We start from the raw sequence: 23,771 nt of genomic DNA, 5'->3' as shown, positions 1-23,771 counted from the left end.
TCCACCAGCTCGAGCAGCTCGGCGTCGTCAACCATGTCAGCCTTGTTCAGGAAGACGATGATGTACGGCACGCCAACCTGGCGCGACAGCAGGATGTGTTCGCGGGTTTGCGGCATCGGGCCGTCAGCGGCCGACACGACCAGGATCGCGCCGTCCATCTGGGCGGCGCCCGTGATCATGTTCTTGACGTAGTCAGCGTGGCCCGGGCAGTCAACGTGCGCGTAGTGACGCGTTTCCGTTTCGTACTCGACGTGCGCGGTGTTGATGGTGATGCCGCGCGCCTTTTCTTCAGGAGCCGCGTCGATCTGGTCGTAGCCCTTGGCTTCGCCGCCGAACTTGGTCGACAGAACGGTCGTGATGGCCGCCGTCAGGGTGGTCTTGCCGTGGTCAACGTGGCCGATGGTGCCGACGTTCACGTGCGGCTTGGTACGTTCAAACTTGCCTTTTGCCATGATCTCTATCCTTTGACTTTCAAGGAAATTTCGATATTTGCCGCGCCGCCTTTTGGGCGGACGCGGCGAGGGTTATTTACTTGGCCCGAGCGGCGATGACTTCGTCAGCGACGTTCTTGGGAGCCTCGGAGTAATGCTTGAATTCCATCGTGTACGTCGCACGGCCTTGCGTCAGCGAACGCAGGTTCGTGGCGTAACCGAACATCTCGGCCAGCGGAACTTCGGCCTTGATGGTCTTGCCACCGCCAACCATGTCGTCCATGCCCTGAACCATGCCGCGACGCGAGGACAGATCGCCCATCACGGTACCAGCGTAGTCTTCAGGCGTTTCGACTTCAACGGCCATCATGGGCTCGAGCAGCACGGGGCTGGCCTTGCGCATGCCTTCCTTGAAGGCCATCGAACCGGCCATCTTGAACGCGTTTTCGTTCGAGTCCACATCGTGGTACGAACCGAAGAACAGCGTGACCTTGACGTCCACGACCGGGTAGCCGGCCAGGATGCCCGACGGCAGCGTTTCCTGGATGCCCTTGTCCACCGCGGGGATGAATTCGCGAGGAACCACACCGCCCTTGATGGCGTCCACGAATTCGTAGCCACCGCCCGGCTCCAGCGGTTCGACCTTCAGAACCACGTGACCGTACTGACCGCGACCGCCCGACTGCTTGACGAACTTGCCTTCGACTTCTTCGCAGGTCTTGCGGATGGTTTCGCGGTAAGCCACCTGCGGCTTGCCGACGTTCGCTTCCACGCCGAATTCGCGCTTCATGCGGTCAACCAGAATTTCCAGGTGCAGCTCGCCCATGCCGGAAATGATGGTCTGGCCGGATTCTTCGTCGCTACGCACGCGGAACGACGGATCTTCCTGCGCCAGGCGCGACAGCGCCAGGCCCATCTTTTCCTGGTCAGCCTTGGACTTGGGTTCCACGGCCTGCGAAATCACGGGCTCGGGGAATTCCATGCGCTCCAGCGTCACGTGCGAATCGACATCGCACAGCGTTTCGCCGGTGGTCACGTCCTTCAGACCCACGACGGCGGCGATGTCGCCTGCCAGAACTTCCTTGATTTCCTCGCGGTTGTTCGCGTGCATCTGCAGAATGCGGCCGATACGCTCCTTCTTGCCCTTGACCGGGTTGAACACGGTGTCGCCCGACTTCAGGACGCCCGAGTACACACGGACGAAGGTCAGCTGGCCGACGAACGGGTCCGTCATCAGCTTGAACGCCAGGGCCGAGAACTTCTCGCTGTCGTCAGCTTGGCGCTTGACTTCGTTGCCGTTGTCATCGGTGCCTTCGACCGGCGGAATGTCCACGGGCGACGGCAGGTAGTCGATGACGGCGTCGAGCATGCGCTGCACGCCCTTGTTCTTGAAGGCGGTGCCGCACAGCATCGGCTGGATTTCGCCGGCGATCGTACGCTGGCGGATGGCCAGGTTGATCTCGGCTTCGTCCAGCGCGCCGGTTTCGAGGTACTTGTTCATCAGTTCCTCGGACGACTCGGCAGCGGCTTCGACCAGCTTTTCGCGCCATTCTTCAGCCGCGCCTTGCAGTTCGGCCGGAATGTCTTCGTAGTCGAACTTGATGCCCTGGCTGGCTTCGTCCCAGATGATCGCTTTCATCTTGACCAGATCGATCACGCCCTTGAACGTGTCTTCGGCGCCGATGGGGATCACCACGGGAACGGGATTCGCGCGCAGACGGTTCTTCAACTGGTCATAGACCTTGAAGAAGTTGGCGCCGGTGCGGTCCATCTTGTTGACGAAGGCCAGACGCGGCACGCCGTACTTGTTGGCTTGACGCCACACGGTTTCGGACTGGGGCTGAACACCGCCCACCGCGCAGTAGACCATGCAAGCACCGTCCAGGACGCGCATCGAACGTTCCACCTCGATGGTGAAGTCCACGTGTCCCGGGGTGTCGATGATGTTGATGCGGTGTTCCGGATAGTTCTTAGCCATGCCACGCCAAAACGCCGTCGTAGCAGCCGACGTAATGGTGATGCCACGCTCTTGCTCTTGTTCCATCCAGTCCATGGTGGCTGCGCCATCATGCACTTCGCCAATCTTGTGATTGACGCCGGTGTAGAACAGGATACGTTCGGTCGTGGTGGTTTTCCCTGCATCGATGTGCGCAGAGATACCAATGTTGCGATAGCGCTCGATCGGGGTTTTGCGGGCCATGGTGGGTTAGTCCTTAAATTACCAGCGGAAATGGCTGAAGGCCTTGTTGGCCTCTGCCATCTTGTGCGTGTCTTCGCGCTTCTTCATCGCGGCGCCACGACCTTCGGAGGCGTCGATCAGTTCGCCAGCAAGACGCAGATCCATCGACTTCTCGCCACGCTTCTTGGCGGCTTCACGGAGCCAACGCATAGCCAGGGCCAGGCGGCGCACGGGGCGCACTTCAACCGGCACTTGGTAGTTGGCACCGCCAACGCGGCGGCTCTTCACTTCGACGATCGGCTTGATGTTGTTGATCGCCAGGCTGAAAACTTCGATCGGCTCCTTGCCGGTCTTGGTTTGCACTTGCTCGAGGGCACCATAGACGATGCGCTCGGCGACGGCCTTCTTGCCGTCCAGCATGACGACGTTCATGAACTTGGCGAGTTCGACGCTGCCGAACTTGGGATCGGGCAGAATCTCGCGCTTGGGTACTTCGCGACGACGGGGCATTGTTGCTTCCTTGTGTCTGTTCAGTTGAACCGTGTTTCATTACACGGCCATGGCCGTCCATGGAGACGACCCCTTACGTGCCGCGCACCTCCCATCATCTGGATGGCGCGGTCGCACTTCCCTGGTGACGGACTTCCGCCACGCGGGGGGTACTGCTGACTCGTTATTAAGCCTTCTTCGGGCGCTTCGCGCCGTACTTCGAGCGGGCTTGCTTACGATCCTTGACGCCTTGCAGGTCGAGGGAACCGCGCACGATGTGATAACGCACACCGGGCAAGTCCTTCACACGACCGCCACGCACCAGAACCACCGAGTGCTCTTGCAGGTTGTGGCCTTCACCGCCGATGTACGAAATGACTTCGTAACCGTTGGTCAGACGCACTTTGGCAACCTTACGCAGAGCGGAGTTCGGCTTCTTGGGGGTGGTGGTGTACACGCGAGTGCACACGCCGCGGCGTTGCGGGCAGTTTTCGAGCGCGGGGCTCTTGCTTTTGATGATGCTGACTTCGCGCGGCTTGCGCACGAGTTGGCTAATGGTAGGCATGACCTTTGAAATCCCTTTTACGTACCACTGGGTAAGTACTTACGTACTCGTCTCCTCAAGCAGTGACTTTCGGAGAAGGCAGTTCGCGCAAAACCGCCTCAAACGTTCGTATACGTAAAAGAGCGGGCTTGCCAACAAACTATGACAAAACGCACAAAGCTGGATGCCGTGGGGAGACGATGCCGGAACATGATCCCTTTATCGCGAAGCCGTATGCCGTGAAACGAAAGGCTCGTGACGCACCCCGTTTCAAGACACCGTGCTTCCTTCCCTATTGCGGCCAGTTTTTGCGCGCGAAATAAGAAATAAAGCAGTAAGCCCTTTAGCATAACTGAAATCAAGGGCTGCTGTCAAAGAAAATTGTAAGCCCGGCAAGATGGCCGTTGCACGCAGAAGAGCGTCAGTTGGACGCCAGACGTGAAAATTAGGGCCATATAAGCGAAAAATCGGGGCCATGCCGGCCGGCGCAACCGGCCCGTCGCCGGCCCCGCGGTTCCCGACCAGGGAATGGATGCCGCATGCGTCGGCGCGTGGCAACCAGTGTACTCGCCCGCCTACTGGTCGGCGAACAGGTAGCCGCTGCCGTAGACCGTGCGGATAGGCAACATCACTCCGGCCAGCTCGGCCTTGCGCCGCAGCCGGCTGACGATCACGTCGATACTGCGAGAACCGCTGGCGCGCACTCCGCCCCCTTCCACCTTGAGCTCATCGCCCAATTCCGAGCGGCCCACGGCCTTGCCCGCGACTTCCAGCAGCGAACGCACGATCAGGCGCTCGTTGGCTGACAGCGAAATGGTCGCCCCCGAAGGCGCGGCCAGGGTCCAGCCCTGGTCGCGCAGCTCCCATTGACCCGTCTGTGCCGCCTCGGCCAGGGACGCGTCCTGCCCGGTGGGCAGGCGGCGCGCCAGGGACAGCAGGATGCAGGCCAGTTCACGCGGATCCTGCGGATCCGGCAGACAGGCGTCGGCGCCGCTCTGCAGGCAGCGCAGGCGGCTATCCACCGACATGCCGCGGCCGGTGACCACAATACCCATGGACGACGAGCCGTGCAGGCGGGCCACCAGGGCGTAACCGATTTCGCCCAGGGTCCCGACATCCAGGACCACGACGTCGTAGCCGCCGCCGTTGAGTAATCCAAATAATTCGAGAGACGTCGAGCAACCGCGTGCAGAAATACCAGCTTGCAGCAATGCAGACACGGCCGCGCCGCGAGCGGCCTCGTCCGGTGACATCATAAGTATGCGCAATTGATTCATATCTGTTCCATCCGACCAACAACCTCGACCGGCTCCGTCCCCGAAACATGTCGGAGAAGGAGAACGATTGAGACAGTGTGGCGCGTTGTTACGCAACAACTCCAGTCAAGATTCGTCAACTTTGCAATGTTTGACAGTTCTTGCCATAACGTAGCCAGCCGGGCCACCTCCCGAGTTATCATTCGTTTACACCTATATATTCCTCACCCATCTTGCAGTAGGGCGCCATAGCGCGCGCTTGCGTAGCAAACCTTCGCGAGAACACGTCTGATGAAAATCGCGTCGCTGGAAGACGACCTGGATCAAGCGCTTCGGATCCAGCAAGTTCTGACCACCGCCGGATATGCCTGCAGTAGTTACCAGCAAAGCCGGGACCTCCTGGCCGCGCTGCGCACTGAGCATTTCGACCTGGTGCTGCTGGACTGGCATCTGCCCGACATCGACGGTGACGATGTGGTGCGGTGGTTGCGCGCCAATATCGGTCCCCGCATTCCGGTCATCTTCCTGACCAACCGTTCCAGCGAGGACGATCTGGTGGAAGGACTGCGCGCCGGCGCCGACGATTACATCGTCAAGCCCTTGCGCCCCCTGGAGTTGCTCGCGCGGGTAGCGGCATTGCTGCGCCGCAGCCAGATCGCCGAGCCCGCGGACGATGTCTTCGACGTGGCGCGCTATCGCATCGAACCCGCCGCGCGCACGATCACCCTGAATTCCGCCGTGGTGCCGCTCGCCCCGAAAGAGTTCGAACTCGCCTTGCTGTTTTTCCGCAATGTCGGCCGCCTGATGTCGCGCGATGTGCTGGCCGAATGCGTATGGAACCGGGAAATTCCCGCCACCTCCCGCACCCTGGACACCCACTTGTCGAACATTCGGCAAAAGCTCCAGTTGCGTCCCGAACATGGCGTGCGGCTTACATCCTCGTATGCGCTGGGCTATCGGCTGGAGCTGATCAGCTCGCCGGAAGACATCGCACCCAACCCGCAGTAAGCGCCTACGCGCGCATCCCTGGAGAACCGATAGCCATGAGCCGCTACCGCGCGCTTTCTTTGCTTGCCCTGATTTCCTTCCTGACGCTGATGGCGCCCGCGCGCAGCCAGCCCGCGGGCGCGCTCGGAGACGACTTCATCTACCGCGTGCGCCCAGGCGATACGCTGATCGACCTGGCCACCCGGTACACGCAGAAGCAGACCAACTGGAACCAGCTGCAGACCTTGAACAAAGTCGTCACGCCGGAAACGCTGCCTATCGGACTTGAACTGCGCATTCCCCTGTCCATGATTCCCGTACGGCCCGCCGAAGCGCGCGTCGTGCACGTCAGCGGCCAGGCCAATGTCGATGGCAAGTCGCTGCGGACTGGCGATACCGTGTCCGAAGGCAGCACCGTCGGCACTGCCGCCAATGGCTTCGTCACGCTGGAACTGGCTGACGGCTCCAAGCTGACGCTGCCGGCTGACGGCTCGGTTGAAATGGCACGCCTGCGCCAGTTCGAAGGCACGGCCCTGACGGACTCCGTGGTGCTCGTGCGGCGCGGCGGCGTCGAATCATCGGTGGCGCCCGCCGGACAAGGCGTGGGCCGCTTCGAAGTCCGTACTCCCGTAGCAGTCACAGGCGTGCGCGGCACGCGCTTCCGCGTGCAGAGCGGCGCACAAGGCGTGCATAGCGAGGTACTCGAAGGCAGCGTGCGCCTGCAGCCGCACGCCCCCGGCGCCAGCCCGGCCAAACCGGTCGCGGTGGCCAAGGGCTATGGCGCCGCCGTCGGTTCAGACGGCGTGGTGTCGGGCATGCGCGCACTGCTGGACGCGCCCCAACTGGGCACGCCCACGCGTGCGGGCGGTGGCGCCTGGACTGCCGACGTCTCGCCGGTATCTGGCGCGCGCAGCTATCTGGTGCGCGTATCGCGCGACGCCGAAGGCGCTTTGCCCGTGTCGTCAACGAGCTTCCCCAACAACGACATCCGCTTTACCGCGCCTGGCCCCGGCACGTATTACGTGTCCGTGCGCGCAGTGGACGACCTGGGCCTGAACGGCCGCGACGCCATCGCCACATTCGAAGGCGCCAACATGCTCCTGACATCCGATGGTTCTGGCGTTGCCAGCGGCACAGGCGGCCTGATCACGCTGACCGACTATTAGCCCCCTCCCCATGCCTGACGCCACCGACCTGCAGGACCGGACCTCGCGCTCAGGACTGTGGCTGACGGTGGCGCTGGCGGTGTTTGCCGCCATCCTGGGTTCATTCAATGGCCTGGGCCGCTTCGACCAGATTCTGTACGATCGCGCGCTCTCGATGACGGGCCGCGGCGCCGACCCCGATATCCTGATCGTCGCGATCGACGACGATAGCGTCAAGGCGCTGGGCCACTGGCCCTGGAGACGCGCCGTTCATGCGGCGCTGCTGGACCGCTTACGGGACGCCCGCGCCGTGGCGCTGGACCTGATTTTCGCCGAACCGGACATGGCCAATCCGAACGACGACCGCTTTCTGGCCGAAAGCATCCGGCGTCATGGCCGTACGGTGCTACCGGTAGTGCTGGACCGGCTCGATCATCCCTCCTCCGTCAATGAACCCATCCCCGGCATAGCGCAAGCTGCGGCCGCGAAGGGCTTCATCAACGCGCGCATCGACCCGGACGGCGTCGTGCGCGAGGCCACGCTGACCGCACAGCTAGGCGACCGCCGCTGGAATCATCTGGCCATGGCCATGCTGGATGTCGGCGGCGAAGCGGAGGCCGCGCAGAAGCTGCTCAAGCGCGCCTCGCCTGGCGGTAGCATCCTGATCCCCTATGCCGGCCCCACCGCCCACACGCGCACGGTGTCGTACCTGTCGGTGCTGCGCGGCGACCTGGCGCCCGAGGACCTGCGCGGCAAGTACGTGCTGGTCGGCGCCTGGGCCACGGGCCTGGGCGATGCTTATCCAACACCGGTGTCGCACGACGTCAGCGGCATGTCGGGCGTGGAGATCATCGCCAACCTGCTGCACGCGGCGCGGGACGACATCGCCTACCGGTTGCCGCCCGCCTGGTGCAATGCCCTGTTCGCGGCCCTGCCCGTGCTATTGGCCTGCCTTGCCCTGTGGCGCCTGTCGCCCAAACGGGCACTGCTCGTCAGCCTGGCCCTGTTCATCGCCATCCTGCTGACAGCCCTTCTGCTATTGGCCTATGCCCACGTCTGGTTCGCGCCGGTTGCCGCGCTGCTGGGTGTGGCGCTGTGTTATCCGCTCTGGAGCTGGCGCAGCCAGGAAGCCGCGTTGCGCTACATGGACAATGAGCTGCGCCGACTCCAACGAGAGTACCCACCGGTGCTGAACGAGGCCGGCGCCCAGGGCACGGGCCCCAGCGCCTCGCTGGAAAGCCGCGTTGCGGAGCTGCGCCGGGCATTGGCCCGCGTGCGCAACCTGCGCCGCTTTCTGGCGGACGGTCTGGACGGCATGCCGGACGCCACGCTCGTTTTCGATCAGGACGGCCGCATGCAATTCCGCAACCAGGCCGCCGTCATGTATTTCCAGCGGCTGGGCATGCGCCCTCCCCGGGTCGGGCGCCCTGCCACCCATCTGCTTGAAAAGACCATCTCCGACCCCGCCGCGCGCCAGCGTGTGGCCGAAGCGCTCAGCGGGCAGGAACAGGTAGCGCCGTCATCGCCATGGAGCGCGGACCTGGAAGTCCGCGACCACGCTGGGCGCGACCTGATCCTGAAATGCGCCCCCATCCACACCGCCGAGGGCAACTTCGCCGGTACCGTCGCAACGCTGACTGATATTTCCCGCATTCGCCAGGCGGAGCGCCAGCGCGAAGAAACGCTGCGCTTCATATCGCACGACATGCGTGCTCCGCAAAGCTCCATCCTCGCGCTGGTTGAGATGAAACAGGAAAGCGCGTCATCCGAAGGACAGAGTGAAACCCTGGACCGTATCGCCGCCCTGGCCAACCGGACGCTGCGCCTGGTCGACGATTTCGTGCATCTGACCCGCGCGGAATCAATGACGATCAGTGCGGTGGAACTGGATCTGGGCAGCCTGCTGCAGGACGCGGTGGATGAGTTCTGGGCCTCGGCGCAAAAGCGCGGCATCGAGCTGGGCTTGGCGTTGCCGTTGCCCGCTGCCTATGTCCGCGGCGATCAGACCTTGCTCATGCGCGCACTGTGCAACCTGATCGACAACGCGATCAAATACAGTCCGGCACATACCCGGATCGAATGCGGCATCGATGAGGAGCCCGGCTTCTGGCGAGTCCACATCCGTGACCAGGGTCAGGGCATCGCAGCGCAGGATCTGGCCCGACTGTTCGAACCGTTCTCGCGGGTGGGCGTCGAAACCCGCGGCGACGTTGGCGGGGCTGGCTTGGGATTGGCTTTTGTGCGCACCGTGGCCGAACGCCACGGCGGATCCGTCGAGGTCAGCAGCGAGCTGGGCGTCGGATCGGTCTTCACGCTGCGTCTGCCGATGGCGCCAGACGAACTGCCTGCGGCGTAGCCGCGGCAGCCCTTACTGGAAGACGTGTGAAATCACGGTAGGCTTGCCCGCCTTGACCTCCAGCGTCGTGCGGTACGGCGGCAGGTCGGCATTGCGCAGAACCACCTGGTACTTGCCGGGAATCAGCCTCAATTCCTTGACGGGAGGACTGATACCGCGCGCAACGCCATTGACCCAGACCTCACCCCACGGACGGATGTCCAGCCGCACCAACACGGGAACCGGCTTTGGCTTGACGGCTTCTTCGGCCGGGACGGCCGGCACTTCGGCGGGTGCGGCCGCAGGGGGTGTTTGCGGTGCAGCAGGCGCCTCGGCGGGCGGCGCCGTTGGCGTCCGGGTTTCACCCTGGGACGTCCCGCTCCCCGACGCCGGAGGCTGGGGTGTGGGTTCCTGCGGGGTTCCGGGCTCGGTGGCCGATGGCGGCACGACGGGCGCGGGACCCGGTGCCGGCGGGGACGGCGGCAAGGGATGCACAGCAGGCGGGTTGGGCTGGACAACCTCGGACCGCGTGATCAGTGCATTGGGCGCGCCCATCCCCGATTCGAACCAGGCATAGACCCCCGCGCCGATCAACGCCACAACGAGCAACAGCAACAGCAGGGGGTGGCGTCCGCGCGCGGGCTGGCGCGCCGCCGCAGCGGTTGCCGCTGGCGCGGCGCGGGTAGCCGGCGCCGGGGCGACAGGGTCCGGAGCCGTCTCGACCTGCGCCGCGATCCCGAGCATGCCCGCCAGATCCGCCAACGTTTGCGGTCGCTCCGCGGGCGCCATGGCCAGGCCGGCATCGATCACCGACAGGAAGTCCTCGCTGTACTTCGCCAGCCCCAGGGAAGCGAGCGGTTCGTAGGTATCCTGCGCGCGGCGCTCCGGCGCCGGCGCGGGCTTGCTGCCGATTACCAGTGCGTGCATCACCGCGCACAAGGCGTAAATATCGCTCCAGGGGCCGCGCGGCCACTCCACCGAATCGGTATAGAGCTCGAACGGCGCAAACCCGGGGGTAGGCGTACGGGTGGCGCGGCGCGAACGCGCCACAACCAACTCCGGCACCAGATGGGCGCGGGCGTTTTCGTCCATGCCCACGGTGTCCAGCGAAATATCGCCGCAGATTTCACCCTGCGCATGCAGCGCCATCAAGGATGGCAGCAGATCGGATAGAAGCCGCTTGATGCGGGCTTCCGGCACGCCCCCCGCCGTACTGGCGGCGATGGCGCTCAACGGGCGCAGTGCGAGCGGCGCGGCGCCGGAAAACGGGCCACGCGGCGTCAACAGGCCGGCGGAAGAAGACATGATGGGAACTGGCGCTGTCGCCAGACAGCTGAATTAACGATGGAATAAGGCGAATATTATCCAATCCGCACCGCAAGGACATTGCGGAAAATGTCCGAGCGCATCAGGCTGTGGCACGATAGCGTACCGCTTAACCACTCTACACCTTTGGAAGCCATGAAAATTCGCGTTCTGAGTAGTCTGCTCGGCTTACTGGCCCTCCTGGCGGGTTGCGCCGGCATTACGTCCAAGCAGCCGGAAGCGCCGCCGACCGCGGAAGCCCTGGATCAGTTGCAACAGGTACGCGACAAGTACAGCGCCGGCCGCTACGGTGAAGTCATCCGCGGCGTGGCAACCTCGGACGCCCTGGCCACCTCCAGCAAGGCCGTGCGCATCGAAGCCTACAAACTGCAGGCGTTCAGCTATTGCGTAAGCAAGTATCCCCAGCTGTGCGAAGACAGCTTCGCACGCATCCTGGCCCTGGACCCCACCTTCGAGCTGGCGCCCAATGAAGCCGGCCATCCCGTCTGGGGCCCCGTCTTCCAGAGGGCCCGGGCTCAGGCCACAAAGTAAGCCCAGTCTCTTCCTCAAAAAAAAGGCCGCTGATTCGCATCAGCGGCCTTTTTGCTTCCAGGCATGCCGCGCCAGACTGCGCGCGGTATGCCTGCCAGGGGTTTCCGCTTATTCGGCGGAATCCTCGGTACCGGTGTCGGATGCCGGCGTTTCCGCGTCCGAACCCACCGTGACCGGTGCGTCTTCGAACGGGTTGGCCAGCTGGCGGGCGGCTTCGCGTTCCGCAGCCTCCAGCGCTTCCTTGTCCTTGCGGGCATGGTGGTACGCCAAGCCGGTACCCGCCGGAATCAGGCGGCCGACGATGACGTTTTCCTTCAAGCCGCGCAGGTCGTCGCGCTTGCCCATGATGGCGGCTTCGGTCAGGACCCGAGTGGTTTCCTGGAACGAAGCGGCCGAGATGAACGAGTCGGTCGACAGCGAGGCCTTGGTGATGCCCAGCAGCACGTTTTCGTAGGAAGCCGGACGGCGATCCTCAGCCGTGACGCGGTCATTCTCGTTCAACAGCTCGGAGCGCTCGACCTGTTCGCCCGGGATGAACTCGGTATCGCCGGCGTCGACGATGTTCACGCGGCGCAGCATCTGGCGGACGATCACTTCAATGTGCTTGTCGTTGATCTTCACGCCCTGCAGACGGTAAACGTCCTGCACTTCGTCGACGATGTAGGTCGCGAGCTTCTCGATGCCTTGCAGGCGCAGGATGTCGTGGGGATCGGCCGGACCGTCCACGATCATTTCGCCCTTGTTCACCACTTGGCCGTCGTGCACCAGAACCTGCTTTTCCTTCGGAATCAGGAACTCGTGGCTCACGCCTTCCAGGTCGGTAATGACCAGACGCTGCTTGCCCTTGGTGTCCTTGCCGAACGACACCGTGCCGGTGACGTCGGCGAGCATGCCGGCATCCTTCGGCGAACGGGCTTCGAACAGCTCGGCCACGCGCGGCAGACCACCGGTAATGTCGCGGGTCTTTTGCGATTCTTGCGGAATACGCGCCAGAACTTCACCCACGGCAACCTGCTGGCCGTCGCGCACCGTGATCAGCGCGCCCACCGGGAACGAAATGTTCACCGAGTGATCGGTGCCGGCGATCTTGACGTCTTCGCCGTTCTCGTTGACCAGCTTGATCTGCGGACGCATGACGATCTTGCCGCCACGGGTCTTCGGCGTGATGACGACGAGCGTCGACAGGCCGGTGACTTCGTCGACCTGCTTGGCCACGGTCACGCCTTCTTCGATGTTCTCGAAGCGGACGGCGCCGCCGTATTCCGACACGATCGGACGGGTCAGCGGATCCCACGTCGCCAGGCGCGCGCCAGCCTTCACGGCTTCGCCATCGCCCACCAGCACGGTCGCACCGTACGGGATCTTGTGGCGTTCGCGTTCGCGACCGTTGTCGTCGAAGATCGCCAGTTCGCCCGAGCGCGAAATCGCAACACGTTCACCCTTGGAGTTGGTGACGTAGCGCATCGTGCTGGCAAAGCCGACGGTACCGCTGGACTTGGTTTCCACCGCGCTGGCCAAGGCCGAACGCGACGCCGCGCCACCGATGTGGAACGTACGCATCGTGAGCTGCGTGCCCGGTTCACCGATGGACTGGGCGGCGATGACGCCGACAGCTTCGCCCTGGTTGACCGGCGTGCCGCGGCCGAGGTCACGACCATAGCAATGCGCGCACAGACCGTGGCGGGTTTCGCAAGTCAGCGGGGTACGGACCTTGACTTCATCCACGCCGATGCGGTCGATGGTGTCGACCATGTCTTCGTCCAGCAGGGTGCCGGCGACGATAGCCGTTTCCTGCGTGTCCGGATTGACGATATCCACGGCAGCCACGCGGCCAAGGATACGGTCGCGCAACGGTTCGATGACTTCACCGCCTTCAACCAGGGCCTTCATGTTGTAGCCCTGCGAAGTGCCGCAATCGTCCTCGGTGATCACCAAGTCTTGCGTCACGTCGACCAGACGGCGGGTCAGGTAACCCGAGTTGGCGGTCTTCAGTGCCGTGTCGGCCAGACCCTTACGCGCGCCGTGAGTCGAGATGAAGTACTGGAGTACGTTCAGGCCTTCACGGAAGTTCGCGGTAATCGGCGTTTCGATAATGGAGCCGTCCGGCTTGGCCATCAGGCCGCGCATACCGGCCAGCTGGCGGATCTGGGCGGCCGAACCGCGGGCGCCCGAGTCAGCCATCATGTAGATGGAGTTGAACGATTCCTGGCGCACTTCCTCGCCGTGACGGTTGGTCACGGGCTCGGTGGCCAGTTGCTCCATCATCGCCTTGCCGACCTTGTCGCCGGCCTTGCCCCAGATGTCCACCACGTTGTTGTAGCGTTCCTGGGACGTGACCAGACCCGACGAGTACTGCTTGTCGATTTCCTTCACTTCGCGGCTGGCTTCGGCCAGGATGCCTTCCTTGGCGGTCGGGATCAGCATGTCGCCCATGGCGATGGAGATACCGCCGCGCGTGGCCAGGCGGAAGCCCGACTGCATCAGCTTGTCGGCGAAGATCACCGTGTCGCGCAGGCCGCAACGGCGGAACGACTGGTTGATCAGGCGCGAGATTTCCTTCTTCTTCAGCGCCTTGTTCAGCACCGTGAAGGGCAGGCCCTTGGGCAGGATTTCGGACAGCAGCGCGCGGCCGACCGTCGTCTCGTGACGACGGATCACCGGCTGCCATTCGCCGTTCTCGTCGCGCTCGTGCTCCTTCAGGCGCACGGTGATGCGCGATTGCAGCTCGACTTCACCGTTGTCGTAGGCGCGCTGCACCTCGGCCACGTCCATGAAGAAGATGCCTTCGCCGCGGCCGTTGATACGCTCGCGCGTCGTGTAGTACAGACCCAGCACGATGTCCTGGGACGGCACGATCGACGGTTCGCCGTTGGCGGGGAACAGCACGTTGTTGGAGGCCAGCATCAGCGTGCGGGCTTCCAGCTGGGCTTCCAGCGACAGCGGCACGTGGACAGCCATCTGGTCACCGTCGAAGTCGGCGTTGAACGCCGCGCAAACCAGCGGGTGCAGCTGGATGGCCTTGCCTTCGATCAGGACCGGCTCGAACGCCTGGATGCCCAAACGGTGCAGCGTGGGCGCACGGTTCAGCATGACCGGGTGTTCGCGGATGACTTCTTCCAGGATGTCCCAGACCACCGGCTCCTGGCTTTCCACGAGCTTCTTGGCAGCCTTGATGGTCGTGGCCAGGCCCATCATCTCCAGACGATTGAAGATGAACGGCTTGAACAGTTCCAGGGCCATCAGCTTGGGCAGGCCGCACTGGTGCAGCTTGAGCTGCGGACCCACCACGATGACCGAACGGCCCGAGTAGTCGACGCGCTTGCCCAGCAGGTTCTGACGGAAACGACCGCTCTTGCCCTTGATCATGTCGGCCAGCGACTTGAGCTGGCGCTTGTTGGCGCCCGTCATGGCCTTGCCGCGACGACCGTTGTCCAGCAGCGAGTCGACGGCTTCCTGCAGCATGCGCTTTTCGTTGCGCAGGATGATTTCCGGAGCCTTCAACTCCAACAGACGCTTCAAGCGGTTGTTGCGGTTGATGACGCGACGGTAGAGGTCGTTCAGGTCGGAGGTCGCGAAGCGGCCGCCGTCCAGCGGCACCAGCGGACGCAGGTCCGGCGGCAGCACGGGCAGCACTTCCATGACCATCCACTCGGCCTTGATGCCGGACTTCTGGAAGCCTTCCAGCACCTTCAGGCGCTTGGAGATCTTCTTGATCTTGGCTTCCGAGCTGGTGGCCTTCAGTTCGCCGCGCAGCGTTTCCACTTCGCGGTCGATGTCGATGGTGCGCAGCAGTTCGCGCACGGCCTCCGCACCCATCAGGGCACGGAAGTCGTCGCCGTACTCTTCGGTCTTGGCGAGGAAATCATCGTCCGACATGATCTGGCCGCGCTTGAGCGGCGTCATGCCGGGTTCGATCACGCACCAGGCTTCGAAGTACAGCACGCGTTCGATGTCACGCAGGGTCATGTCGAGCACCATGCCCAGACGCGACGGCAGGCTCTTCAGGAACCAGATGTGCGCGACGGGGCTGGCCAGCTCGATGTGGCCCATGCGTTCACGGCGAACCTTGGCGACGGTGACTTCCACGCCGCACTTTTCGCAGATCACGCCACGATGCTTCAGGCGCTTGTACTTGCCGCACAAGCATTCGTAGTCTTTGATCGGGCCAAAGATCTTGGAGCAGAACAGACCGTCGCGCTCAGGCTTGAACGTGCGGTAGTTGATGGTCTCGGGCTTGCGAACTTCGCCGTAAGACCACGAACGGATCTTCTCCGGCGAGGCGATGCCGATCTTGATGGCATCGAACTGCTCGTCTTGCGAGACTTGCTTAAAGAGGTCGAGTAGCGCTTTCATTAGTTACGCTCCAAATCCATGTCCAGGGCCAACGAGCGGATTTCCTTGACCAGCACGTTGAACGATTCCGGCATGCCGGCATCGATGACGTGATCGCCCTTGACGATGTTTTCGTATACCTTGGTACGGCCGGTGATGTCGTCGGACTTCACCGTCAGCATTTCCTGCAGGGTGTAAGCGGCGCCATAGGCTTCCAGCGCCCACACTTCCATTTCCCCGAAACGCTGACCGCCGAACTGCGCCTTGCCGCCCAGAGGCTGCTGGGTAACCAGCGAGTACGGGCCGGTCGAACGCGCGTGCATCTTGTCGTCGACCAAGTGGTGCAGCTTCAGGTAGTGCATGTAGCCGACCGTGACGGGACGCTCGAACTGCTCGCCGGTGCGGCCGTCATACAGCCAGGCCTGGGTACGCGACGGCGTCAGCGCCATGCGCTTGGCGACTTCGTCCGGGTAGGCCAGTTCCAGCATCTTGGTGATTTCCTCTTCGGTCGCGCCGTCAAAGACGGGCGTCGCGAACGGCACGCCGTTCTTGAGGTTCTGGGCCATTTCCATGACTTCGTCGTCGGTCAGCTCGTCGATGCGCGCGCCGGTGCCGGTCGTGTTGTAGACCTTGTCCAGGTAAGCGCGGACGTTCTTGACCTGCGCGGTGCGCTCGTCACGCAGCATATCGGCAATGCGGTGGCCCACGCCCTTGGCAGCCCAGCCCAAGTGCACTTCGAGCACCTGACCGACGTTCATCCGCGAGGGCACGCCCAGCGGGTTCAGAACGATGTCGGCCGGCGTACCGTCAGCCATGTGCGGCATGTCTTCCACCGGGGTGATGCGCGAGACCACGCCCTTGTTGCCGTGACGACCTGCCATCTTGTCGCCAGGCTGCAGACGACGCTTCACGGCCAGGTAGACCTTGATCATCTTCAGCACGCCCGGGGGCAGCTCGTCGCCTTGCGTCAGCTTCTTGCGCTTCTCTTCGAAGGCCAGGTCGAACTGGTGACGCTTCTGCTCGAGCGATTCCTTGGCCTGCTCCAGCACGACAGCGTGCGGTTCGTCGGCCAGGCGAATGTCGAACCACTGCCAGCGGTCCAAATCGGCCAGGTAGGCCTTGGTGATCGTGGCGCCCTTGGCCAGCTTGCGCGGACCGCCGTTGACCGTCTTGTTGATCAGCATCTTTTCGATACGATCGAACTGGTCGTTTTCAACGATACGCAGCTGGTCGTTCAGGTCTTGGCGATAGCGGCGCAGTTCATCGTCGATGATGGACTGGGCGCGCTTGTCGCGCACGATGCCTTCGCGCGTGAACACCTGCACGTCGATCACGGTGCCGGTCATGCCCGAGGGCACGCGCAGCGAGGTGTCCTTAACGTCGGACGCCTTTTCACCGAAGATGGCGCGCAGCAGCTTTTCTTCCGGCGTCAGCTGGGTTTCGCCCTTGGGCGTGACCTTGCCGACCAGCACGTCGTCGGCGCTGACTTCGGCGCCAATATACGTGATGCCCGAATCGTCCAGACGGTTCAGTTGCGTCTCGGCCAGGTTGCTGATGTCGCGGGTGATTTCTTCCGGACCCAGCTTGGTATCGCGAGCGACGACCGTCAGTTCCTCGATGTGGACCGAGGTATAGCGGTCATCCGCCACAACCTTTTCGGAGATCAGGATCGAGTCTTCGAAGTTGTAGCCGTTCCAGGGCATGAACGCGATCAGCATGTTCTGACCCAGGGCGAGTTCGCCCAGGTCGGTCGATGCGCCGTCAGCCAGCACGTCGCCCTTGGCGACGCGGTCGCCACGCTTGACGATGGGACGCTGGTTGATGTTCGTGTTCTGGTTGGAACGCGTGTACTTGATCAGGTTGTAGATGTCGACACCGACTTCGCCGGCGACGTTTTCTTCATCGTTCACGCGGATCACGACACGCTCGGCGTCGACGTGGTCGACCAGGCCGCCACGCAGCGCCTGCACGGTCGTACCCGAGTCAACAGCCACGGTGCGCTCGATGCCCGTACCCACGACCGGCTTTTCCGGACGCAGGCAAGGCACGGCCTGACGTTGCATGTTGGCGCCCATCAGTGCGCGGTTCGCGTCGTCGTGCTCCAGGAACGGAATCAGCGAAGCAGCGACCGACACGATCTGCGACGGAGCAACGTCCATGTAGTGCACGTTGGCCGGGGCGGTCAGCATGGTTTCGCCGGCTTCACGGCAAGCAACCAGGTCGTCCACGAAGCGGCCTTCGTCGTCGAGCGCGGCGTTGGCCTGCGCGATGACGTAGTGGCTTTCTTCGATGGCCGACAGATAGTCGATCTGCTCGCTGACCTTGCCGTCGATGATCTTGCGGTAAGGCGTTTCCAGGAAGCCGTACTCGTTCAGGCGAGCGTACAGCGCCATGGAGTTGATCAGGCCGATGTTCGGGCCTTCCGGCGTTTCGATCGGGCAGACGCGGCCATAGTGGGTCGGGTGCACGTCACGGACTTCGAAGCCTGCGCGCTCGCGGGTCAGACCGCCCGGGCCCAGTGCGGAAACACGGCGCTTGTGCGTGATTTCCGACAGCGGGTTGGTCTGGTCCATGAACTGCGACAGCTGGCTCGAACCGAAGAACTCCTTGATCGCAGCCGAAATCGGCTTGGAGTTGATCAGGTCGTGCGGCATCAGGTTTTCGGTCTCGGCCTGGCCCAGACGTTCCTTGACGGCGCGCTCCACGCGCACGAGGCCGGCGCGGAACTGGTTCTCGGCCAGTTCGCCGACGCAACGCACGCGGCGGTTGCCCAGGTGATCGATGTCGTCGATCTGGCCACGGCCGTTACGCAGCTCGACCAACACCTTGATGGTTTCAAGGATGTCTTCGTTGGTCAGCGTCATCGGGCCGGTGATGTCTTCACCACGGCCCAGACGGCTGTTGACCTTCATGCGGCCGACGCGCGACAGATCGTACGTTTCTTCGCTGTAGAAGAGACGCTGGAACAACGCTTCCACCGCTTCTTCGGTGGGCGGCTCGCCGGGGCGCATCATGCGGTAGATGGCGACGCGAGCGGCCATCTGGTCGGCGGTTTCGTCGGTGCGCAGCGTCTGCGAGATGTACGGGCCGCGGTCCAGGTCGTTGGTGTAGAGGGCCTGGATGTCGTGCACGTTGGCGGCGCGCAGGGCGCCCAGCACGCTTTCCGTGATTTCGTCGTTCGCGTTGGCGATGACTTCACCGGTGTCCGGGTCGACGATGTTCTTGGCCAGCACGCGGCCGTACAGGAAGTCTTCCGGCACGGAGATGCGCTGGATGCCACCGGCAGCCAGGTCGCGCAGATGCTTGGCGTTGATGCGCTTGTCCTTCTCGACGACGACCTTGCCGCTACGGTCGGTGATGTCGAAACGGGCCATTTCGCCCTTCCAGCGCTCCGGCACGAATTCCATCATCGCGCCTTCGCTCTTCAATTCGAAGTTATCGAAGTCGAAGAAGTTGGCCAGGATCGATTCGGGCGTCATGCCGATGGCCTTGCACAGGATCGTGACGGGCATCTTGCGGCGACGGTCGACGCGGAAGAACAGGATGTCCTTCGGGTCGAATTCGAAGTCCAGCCACGAGCCGCGGTAAGGAATCACGCGGGCCGAGAACAGGAGCTTGCCGGAGCTGTGGGTCTTGCCACGGTCGTGCTCGAAGAACACGCCAGGCGAGCGGTGCAGCTGCGAAACGATGACTCGTTCGGTGCCGTTGATGACAAAGGAACCGGTGCCGGTCATGAGCGGAATCTCGCCCATGTAGACTTCCTGTTCCTTCACTTCCTTCACGGTGGGCTTGCTGACTTCGCGGTCAAGCAGCACCAGGCGGACCTTGGCTCGCAGGGGCGAGGCATAGGTCAGGCCACGTTGCTGACATTCCTTGACATCGAACACCGGTTCGCCGAGCACATAGCTCACGAACTCCAAGCGCGCCATACCGTTGTGACTAACGATCGGGAAAATCGACGAGAACGCCGCCTGCAAACCGTCGGCTACGCGATCGGACGGGGCGGTATCCGCCTGCAGGAAAGTTAGGTAGGATTGAAGCTGTGTCGCCAACAGGAAGGGAACGTTTTGAACGTCTTCACGCTTGGCGAAGCTTTTGCGGATGCGCTTTTTTTCGGTGTACGAGTAAGGCATGAGCACTCCGACTCGAGGTTGCATGGGCCGTCAACCACGGCCCCAGGTGATACGACTCCAGGAAACCCCCCTGTGAAAGGGCATGCCCCCAGTAGGGGTTTCCTGGAAACGCAAAAGCCCGGGGACTGCAAACCGCGCTGTCCCCGGGCAAGTTGACGCAGGTCTTACTTGACTTCGACCTTGGCGCCAGCTTCTTCCAGCTTCTTCTTGGCGGCTTCGGCGTCAGCCTTGGCCACAGCTTCCTTGACGGGCTTCGGAGCGCCGTCGACCAGGTCCTTGGCTTCCTTCAGACCCAGACCGGTCAGCTCGCGCACGGCCTTGATGACGCTAACCTTGTTCGCGCCGGCGTCGGTCAGGACGACGGTGAACTCGGTTTGCTCTTCAGCGGCGGCGGCAGCGCCACCAGCGGCGGGAGCAGCGACAGCGACAGCGGCGGCAGCAGCCGACACGCCGAACTTCTCTTCCATTTCCTTGATCAGCTCGGACAGCTCGAGCACGGTCATGCCAGCGATGGCGTCAAGGATTTCAGCTTTGTTAAGTGCCATTTTTCAGAACTCCAAATATTTTGGTAATGCCAGGGTTTGGGTGTCGCTCGGTCGTTCAGCGAATTCCGTGAAGGCAGGCGATTAAGCCGCGGCCTTCTGGTCGCGCACGGCGGCGAGGCCACGGGCGAACTTGGTCGGAACTTCGTTGAGCGTACGCACGAATTGCGCGATGGGGGCTTGCATGGTGCCCAGCAGTTTCGACAGCAACTCTTCGCGCGAGGGCATGGTGGCCAGGGCCTTCACGCCGTCTTGGGTCAACAGGCTGTTGGGCAGCGAGCCCGCCTTGATGACCAGCTTGTCGTTGCTCTTCGCGAAACCTGCGAGGACCTTGGCCGCCGCGACCGGATCAGCGCTGATACCATAGATCAGCGGACCAGTCAGTTGCTCGGCCAACGGCTCGAAAGCCGTGCCGGCAACAGCACGACGGGCCAGCGAGTTCTTCAGAACACGCAGATACACGCCCGATTCACGCGCAGTTTTGCGCAGTACGGTGACAGAGGCGACGTCCAGACCACGGTACTCAGCGATAACAATCGATTGGGCCTTGGCAACTTCTGCCGAGACTTCCTCGATCACCACCGCTTTCTCTTGACGATTGAGACTCACGGTTTGAACACTCCATCAAAAGACGCCTGGGGCCTGAGCCTTGCGCGTCAACCGAATGCGGCGCCTGGTCGAGTTCTTCGTATAAAGAAATCTTCCTGGGGACGCCGTCTACGCTGGATCCGAACCTTACGGGCTTCGGGATTAAGCGGAGTGGCTCGATACAGCTTGAACCACCCTGCTCCAGCGGTCTTTGACAGCAACATCCGGAGGAATCCGGATGCAGCCCAAAGTACGTTTACAGCTATCGGCTTAGTTGGCCGACAGCGAGGCAATTTCCACGCGAGCACCGCCGCCCATCGTGGACGAAACGGCCAGCTTGCGCAGGTAAATGCCCTTGGCAGCTGCGGGACGAGCCTTTTGCAGGGCGTCGACCAGAGCGGCCAGGTTGTTTTGCAGCTGTTCCACGCCGAACGACGCGCGGCCGATCGTTGCGTGGATGATGCCAGCCTTGTCGGTACGGTACTGAACCTGACCGGCCTTGGCGTTCTTGACAGCGGTGGCGACGTCAGGCGTCACGGTGCCGACCTTCGGGTTCGGCATCAGGCCACGCGGACCCAGGATCTGACCCAGGGCACCCACGACACGCATCGTGTCGGGCGAGGCGATGACCACGTCGAAGTCCATCTGACCGGCCTTGATCTGATCAGCCAGGTCGTCCAGACCGACGATGTCGGCGCCAGCGGCCTTGGCGGCTTCAGCCTTGTCGCCTTGGGCGAACACGGCCACGCGGACCGTCTTGCCGGTGCCGGCGGGCAGCACGACCGAACCGCGGACCAGTTGGTCCGACTTCTTCGGGTCGATGCCGAGCTGCACGGCCACGTCGATGGATTCATCGAACTTGGCAACAGCGGTTTCCTTGACCAGGGTCAGGGCTTCGGCGACCGGGTACAGCTTGGTGCGGTCGATCTTCTGAGCAATGGCGGCGGCGCGCTTGGACAGTTTTGCCATGATTAGATCCCCTCAACCGTGATGCCCATGCTGCGGGCGCTACCAGCGATCGTACGCACAGCGGCGTCCAGATCGGCGGCGGTCAGATCGGGGCCCTTGGCCTTGGCGATCTCTTCAGCTTGAGCGCGGGTCAGCGTGCCAACCTTGTCGGTATGCGGCTTGGACGAACCCTTTTGCACGCCGGCGGCCTTCTTGATCAGGACCGTCGCGGGCGGGGTCTTCATCACGAAGGTGAAGCTCTTGTCGGCGAAGGCGGTGATCACCACCGGAATCGGCAGACCAGGCTCCATGCCTTGGGTCTTGGCGTTGAACGCCTTGCAGAATTCCATGATGTTCAGGCCACGCTGACCCAGGGCCGGGCCAATCGGGGGGGAGGGGTTAGCCTTACCAGCCGGCACTTGCAGCTTGATAAAGCCGACGATCTTCTTCGCCATGCTTTGCTCCTTGCGGGTTATATCGCTCCTGGGCGTTCAGGCCTGGGAGCTCCCCGGGGTTGAAATTAGGTCTTTTCGACCTGACTGAAATCGAGTTCGACGGGCGTGGCGCGACCAAAAATGGTGACAGACACGCGCACCTTGCTCTTTTCGTAGTTGACTTCTTCGACGTTGCCGTTGAAGTCTGCAAACGGACCTTCCTTGACCCGAACCATCTCGCCCACTTCGAACAGGATCTTGGGGCGGGGTTTCTCGACACCCTCTTCCATCTGGGAGAGGATCTTCTCGACTTCCTTTTCGGAAATCGGGGTCGGACGGTTGCCCGAGCCACCCAAAAAGCCGGTGACGCGGTTGGTGTTCTTGACCAGGTGCCACGTTTCGTCGGTCAGGTCCATTTCAACCAGGACATAACCGGGGAAAATGCGGCGCTCGGTGATCGACTTCTGACCGCCCTTGACCTCGACGACTTCCTCGGAGGGCACAAGAATGCGGCCAAAAGACGTTTGCAGGCCTGCGCGCTCGATGCGCTCGTTCAGGGCCTTGTGTACGCTTTTTTCCATGCCGGAGTACACATGGACGACATACCAACGCTTACTCATTCGCCGTCCTTATTTCCAGCCCAACAACAGGCCGTAGAGAATCCATTCGATGCCCTTGTCGAGCACCCACATGAAAATGCCCATGACCGCCACAAACGCGAAAACGATACCCGTCATCTGGGTCGTTTCCTTGCGCGTGGGCCAAGAGACACGCTTGACTTCGTTGTAGGACTCGCTGGCGAAGCTCAGGGTGCGGCGGCCAGGTTCGCTGAACCAGGCGATCACGGCTGCGATCACAAGGCCGCCGACGAATACGCCGATACGTGCAGGCATCGGTTGCGCGCTGAGCACGGAGAACCCGACGATGCCAGCAATAACGACAAGAACCGCCAGCCCGAGCTTCACCCGGTCGGCGGTACTGGTTACGGTTTCTACGCTGGTATTAGACATATTGCGACGCGAGCCGCCGTGAATGCGTAACTCGCGATGATCTCCCGCGGGTTTATCCTGGCGGTGGCAGGGGCAGTAGGAATCGAACCTACAACCTTCGGTTTTGGAGACCGACGCTCTGCCAATTGAGCTATGCCCCTAAAACACTACACTTGCACTACACAGCTGCTTCCGCGCGACATGCAACAACTCGCGGAACCATACATCATACTACTTTTACGACAAAGATGGATAGAGGGACTTTAAAGTCCACTCTACCCATCCGGGTATTGCTTACTTCAGGATCTTGGCGACGACGCCGGCGCCGACGGTACGACCGCCTTCACGGATGGCGAAACGCAGACCTTCTTCCATGGCGATGGGGGCCAGCAGCTTGACGGTCATCGTCACGTTGTCGCCCGGCAGAACCATTTCCTTGTCGGCCGGCAGGTCGATCGTGCCGGTCACGTCCGTCGTGCGGAAGTAGAACTGGGGACGATAGCCGTTGAAGAACGGGGTGTGGCGGCCGCCTTCTTCCTTGGACAGGATGTACACCTCGGACGTGAAGTCCGTGTGCGGGGT

The 23,771-nt window shown here is 62.6% G+C and carries 19 protein-coding genes and 1 tRNA gene; 4 read left to right on the top strand and 16 right to left on the bottom strand.

Annotated elements, in window-relative coordinates; all coding sequences use genetic code 11:
- From CEY08_RS29605 to CEY08_RS29585, 5 genes are all read right to left on the bottom strand, one after another.
- Positions 1–452, bottom strand: a 452-nt coding sequence (locus CEY08_RS29605) for a GTP-binding protein (protein ID WP_141099890.1), incomplete at its 3' end; no start/stop codon positions are given.
- A gap of 76 nt (positions 453–528) precedes the next feature.
- Entirely contained in the window at positions 529–2,631 is a 2,103-nt protein-coding gene (gene fusA / locus CEY08_RS29600; protein WP_042795902.1) for an elongation factor G, read from the bottom strand.
- 18 nt (positions 2,632–2,649) lie between these two features.
- Entirely contained in the window at positions 2,650–3,120 is a 471-nt protein-coding gene (gene rpsG / locus CEY08_RS29595; RefSeq protein ID WP_006216561.1) for a 30S ribosomal protein S7, read from the bottom strand.
- A 166-nt stretch (positions 3,121–3,286) separates the two neighbouring features.
- A complete protein-coding gene (gene rpsL / locus CEY08_RS29590) occupies positions 3,287–3,664 on the bottom strand; it encodes a 30S ribosomal protein S12 (RefSeq protein WP_005017264.1) in 378 nt (125 codons plus the stop codon).
- 554 nt (positions 3,665–4,218) lie between these two features.
- A complete protein-coding gene (locus CEY08_RS29585) occupies positions 4,219–4,920 on the bottom strand; it encodes a response regulator transcription factor (protein ID WP_042795900.1) in 702 nt (233 codons plus the stop codon).
- 270 nt (positions 4,921–5,190) lie between these two features.
- Here CEY08_RS29585 and CEY08_RS29580 point away from each other — a divergent pair, with 270 nt between their 5' ends.
- From CEY08_RS29580 to CEY08_RS29570, 3 genes are read left to right on the top strand one after another with little or no spacing between them, the layout of a single operon-like run.
- The gene (locus tag CEY08_RS29580) at positions 5,191–5,907 is read left to right on the top strand and encodes a response regulator transcription factor (protein ID WP_042795899.1); all 717 of its coding nucleotides are present in this window, start codon (positions 5,191–5,193) and stop codon (positions 5,905–5,907) included.
- 35 nt (positions 5,908–5,942) lie between these two features.
- Positions 5,943–7,052: a FecR domain-containing protein gene (locus CEY08_RS29575; protein ID WP_042795898.1), complete on the top strand. Its 1,110-nt coding sequence runs from the start codon at positions 5,943–5,945 to the stop codon at positions 7,050–7,052.
- 10 nt (positions 7,053–7,062) lie between these two features.
- On the top strand, positions 7,063–9,387 hold the full coding sequence (locus tag CEY08_RS29570) for a CHASE2 domain-containing protein (protein ID WP_076816826.1): 2,325 nt from the start codon (positions 7,063–7,065) through the stop codon (positions 9,385–9,387).
- Between the two features lie 12 nt (positions 9,388–9,399).
- Here the strand turns inward: CEY08_RS29570 and CEY08_RS29565 are convergent, their stop codons facing one another.
- Positions 9,400–10,671: a serine/threonine-protein kinase gene (locus CEY08_RS29565; RefSeq protein ID WP_063961633.1), complete on the bottom strand. Its 1,272-nt coding sequence runs from the start codon at positions 10,669–10,671 to the stop codon at positions 9,400–9,402.
- Positions 10,672–10,827: 156 nt separating this feature from the next.
- Here CEY08_RS29565 and CEY08_RS29560 point away from each other — a divergent pair, with 156 nt between their 5' ends.
- The gene (locus tag CEY08_RS29560) at positions 10,828–11,223 is read left to right on the top strand and encodes a TssQ family T6SS-associated lipoprotein (RefSeq protein ID WP_076816829.1); all 396 of its coding nucleotides are present in this window, start codon (positions 10,828–10,830) and stop codon (positions 11,221–11,223) included.
- Between the two features lie 108 nt (positions 11,224–11,331).
- Here the strand turns inward: CEY08_RS29560 and rpoC are convergent, their stop codons facing one another.
- The 10 genes from rpoC to CEY08_RS29510 all read right to left on the bottom strand — a co-directional run.
- The gene (gene rpoC / locus CEY08_RS29555) at positions 11,332–15,576 is read right to left on the bottom strand and encodes a DNA-directed RNA polymerase subunit beta' (RefSeq protein WP_042795895.1); all 4,245 of its coding nucleotides are present in this window, start codon (positions 15,574–15,576) and stop codon (positions 11,332–11,334) included.
- A complete protein-coding gene (rpoB, locus tag CEY08_RS29550; protein ID WP_042795894.1) occupies positions 15,576–19,688 on the bottom strand; it encodes a DNA-directed RNA polymerase subunit beta in 4,113 nt (1,370 codons plus the stop codon). Before rpoB ends, rpoC begins: the two co-directional genes overlap by 1 nt.
- 164 nt (positions 19,689–19,852) lie before the next feature.
- Positions 19,853–20,233, bottom strand: a complete 381-nt coding sequence (gene rplL / locus CEY08_RS29545) for a 50S ribosomal protein L7/L12 (RefSeq protein WP_042795892.1) — start codon at positions 20,231–20,233, stop codon at positions 19,853–19,855.
- A gap of 81 nt (positions 20,234–20,314) precedes the next feature.
- The gene (gene rplJ / locus CEY08_RS29540; RefSeq protein ID WP_063640506.1) at positions 20,315–20,839 is read right to left on the bottom strand and encodes a 50S ribosomal protein L10; all 525 of its coding nucleotides are present in this window, start codon (positions 20,837–20,839) and stop codon (positions 20,315–20,317) included.
- Positions 20,840–21,088: 249 nt separating this feature from the next.
- A complete protein-coding gene (gene rplA / locus CEY08_RS29535) occupies positions 21,089–21,787 on the bottom strand; it encodes a 50S ribosomal protein L1 (RefSeq protein WP_042795891.1) in 699 nt (232 codons plus the stop codon).
- Positions 21,788–21,789: 2 nt separating this feature from the next.
- The gene (gene rplK / locus CEY08_RS29530) at positions 21,790–22,221 is read right to left on the bottom strand and encodes a 50S ribosomal protein L11 (RefSeq protein WP_042795890.1); all 432 of its coding nucleotides are present in this window, start codon (positions 22,219–22,221) and stop codon (positions 21,790–21,792) included.
- Between the two features lie 65 nt (positions 22,222–22,286).
- Complete coding sequence (nusG, locus tag CEY08_RS29525) at positions 22,287–22,820, bottom strand: transcription termination/antitermination protein NusG (RefSeq protein ID WP_006389586.1); 534 nt, start codon at positions 22,818–22,820, stop codon at positions 22,287–22,289.
- Positions 22,821–22,829: 9 nt separating this feature from the next.
- A complete protein-coding gene (secE, locus tag CEY08_RS29520; RefSeq protein WP_006389585.1) occupies positions 22,830–23,210 on the bottom strand; it encodes a preprotein translocase subunit SecE in 381 nt (126 codons plus the stop codon).
- Positions 23,211–23,274: 64 nt separating this feature from the next.
- Positions 23,275–23,350: transfer RNA gene (locus tag CEY08_RS29515), tRNA-Trp, on the bottom strand.
- 133 nt (positions 23,351–23,483) lie between these two features.
- A partial coding sequence (locus CEY08_RS29510) for an EF-Tu C-terminal domain-related protein (protein ID WP_088607791.1) occupies positions 23,484–23,771 on the bottom strand: 288 nt, incomplete at its 5' end.

Source organism: Achromobacter insolitus (assembly GCF_002209555.1).
Classification (GTDB): domain Bacteria; phylum Pseudomonadota; class Gammaproteobacteria; order Burkholderiales; family Burkholderiaceae_B; genus Achromobacter; species Achromobacter insolitus.
This window is presented reverse-complemented; position numbering and strand designations above follow the sequence as displayed.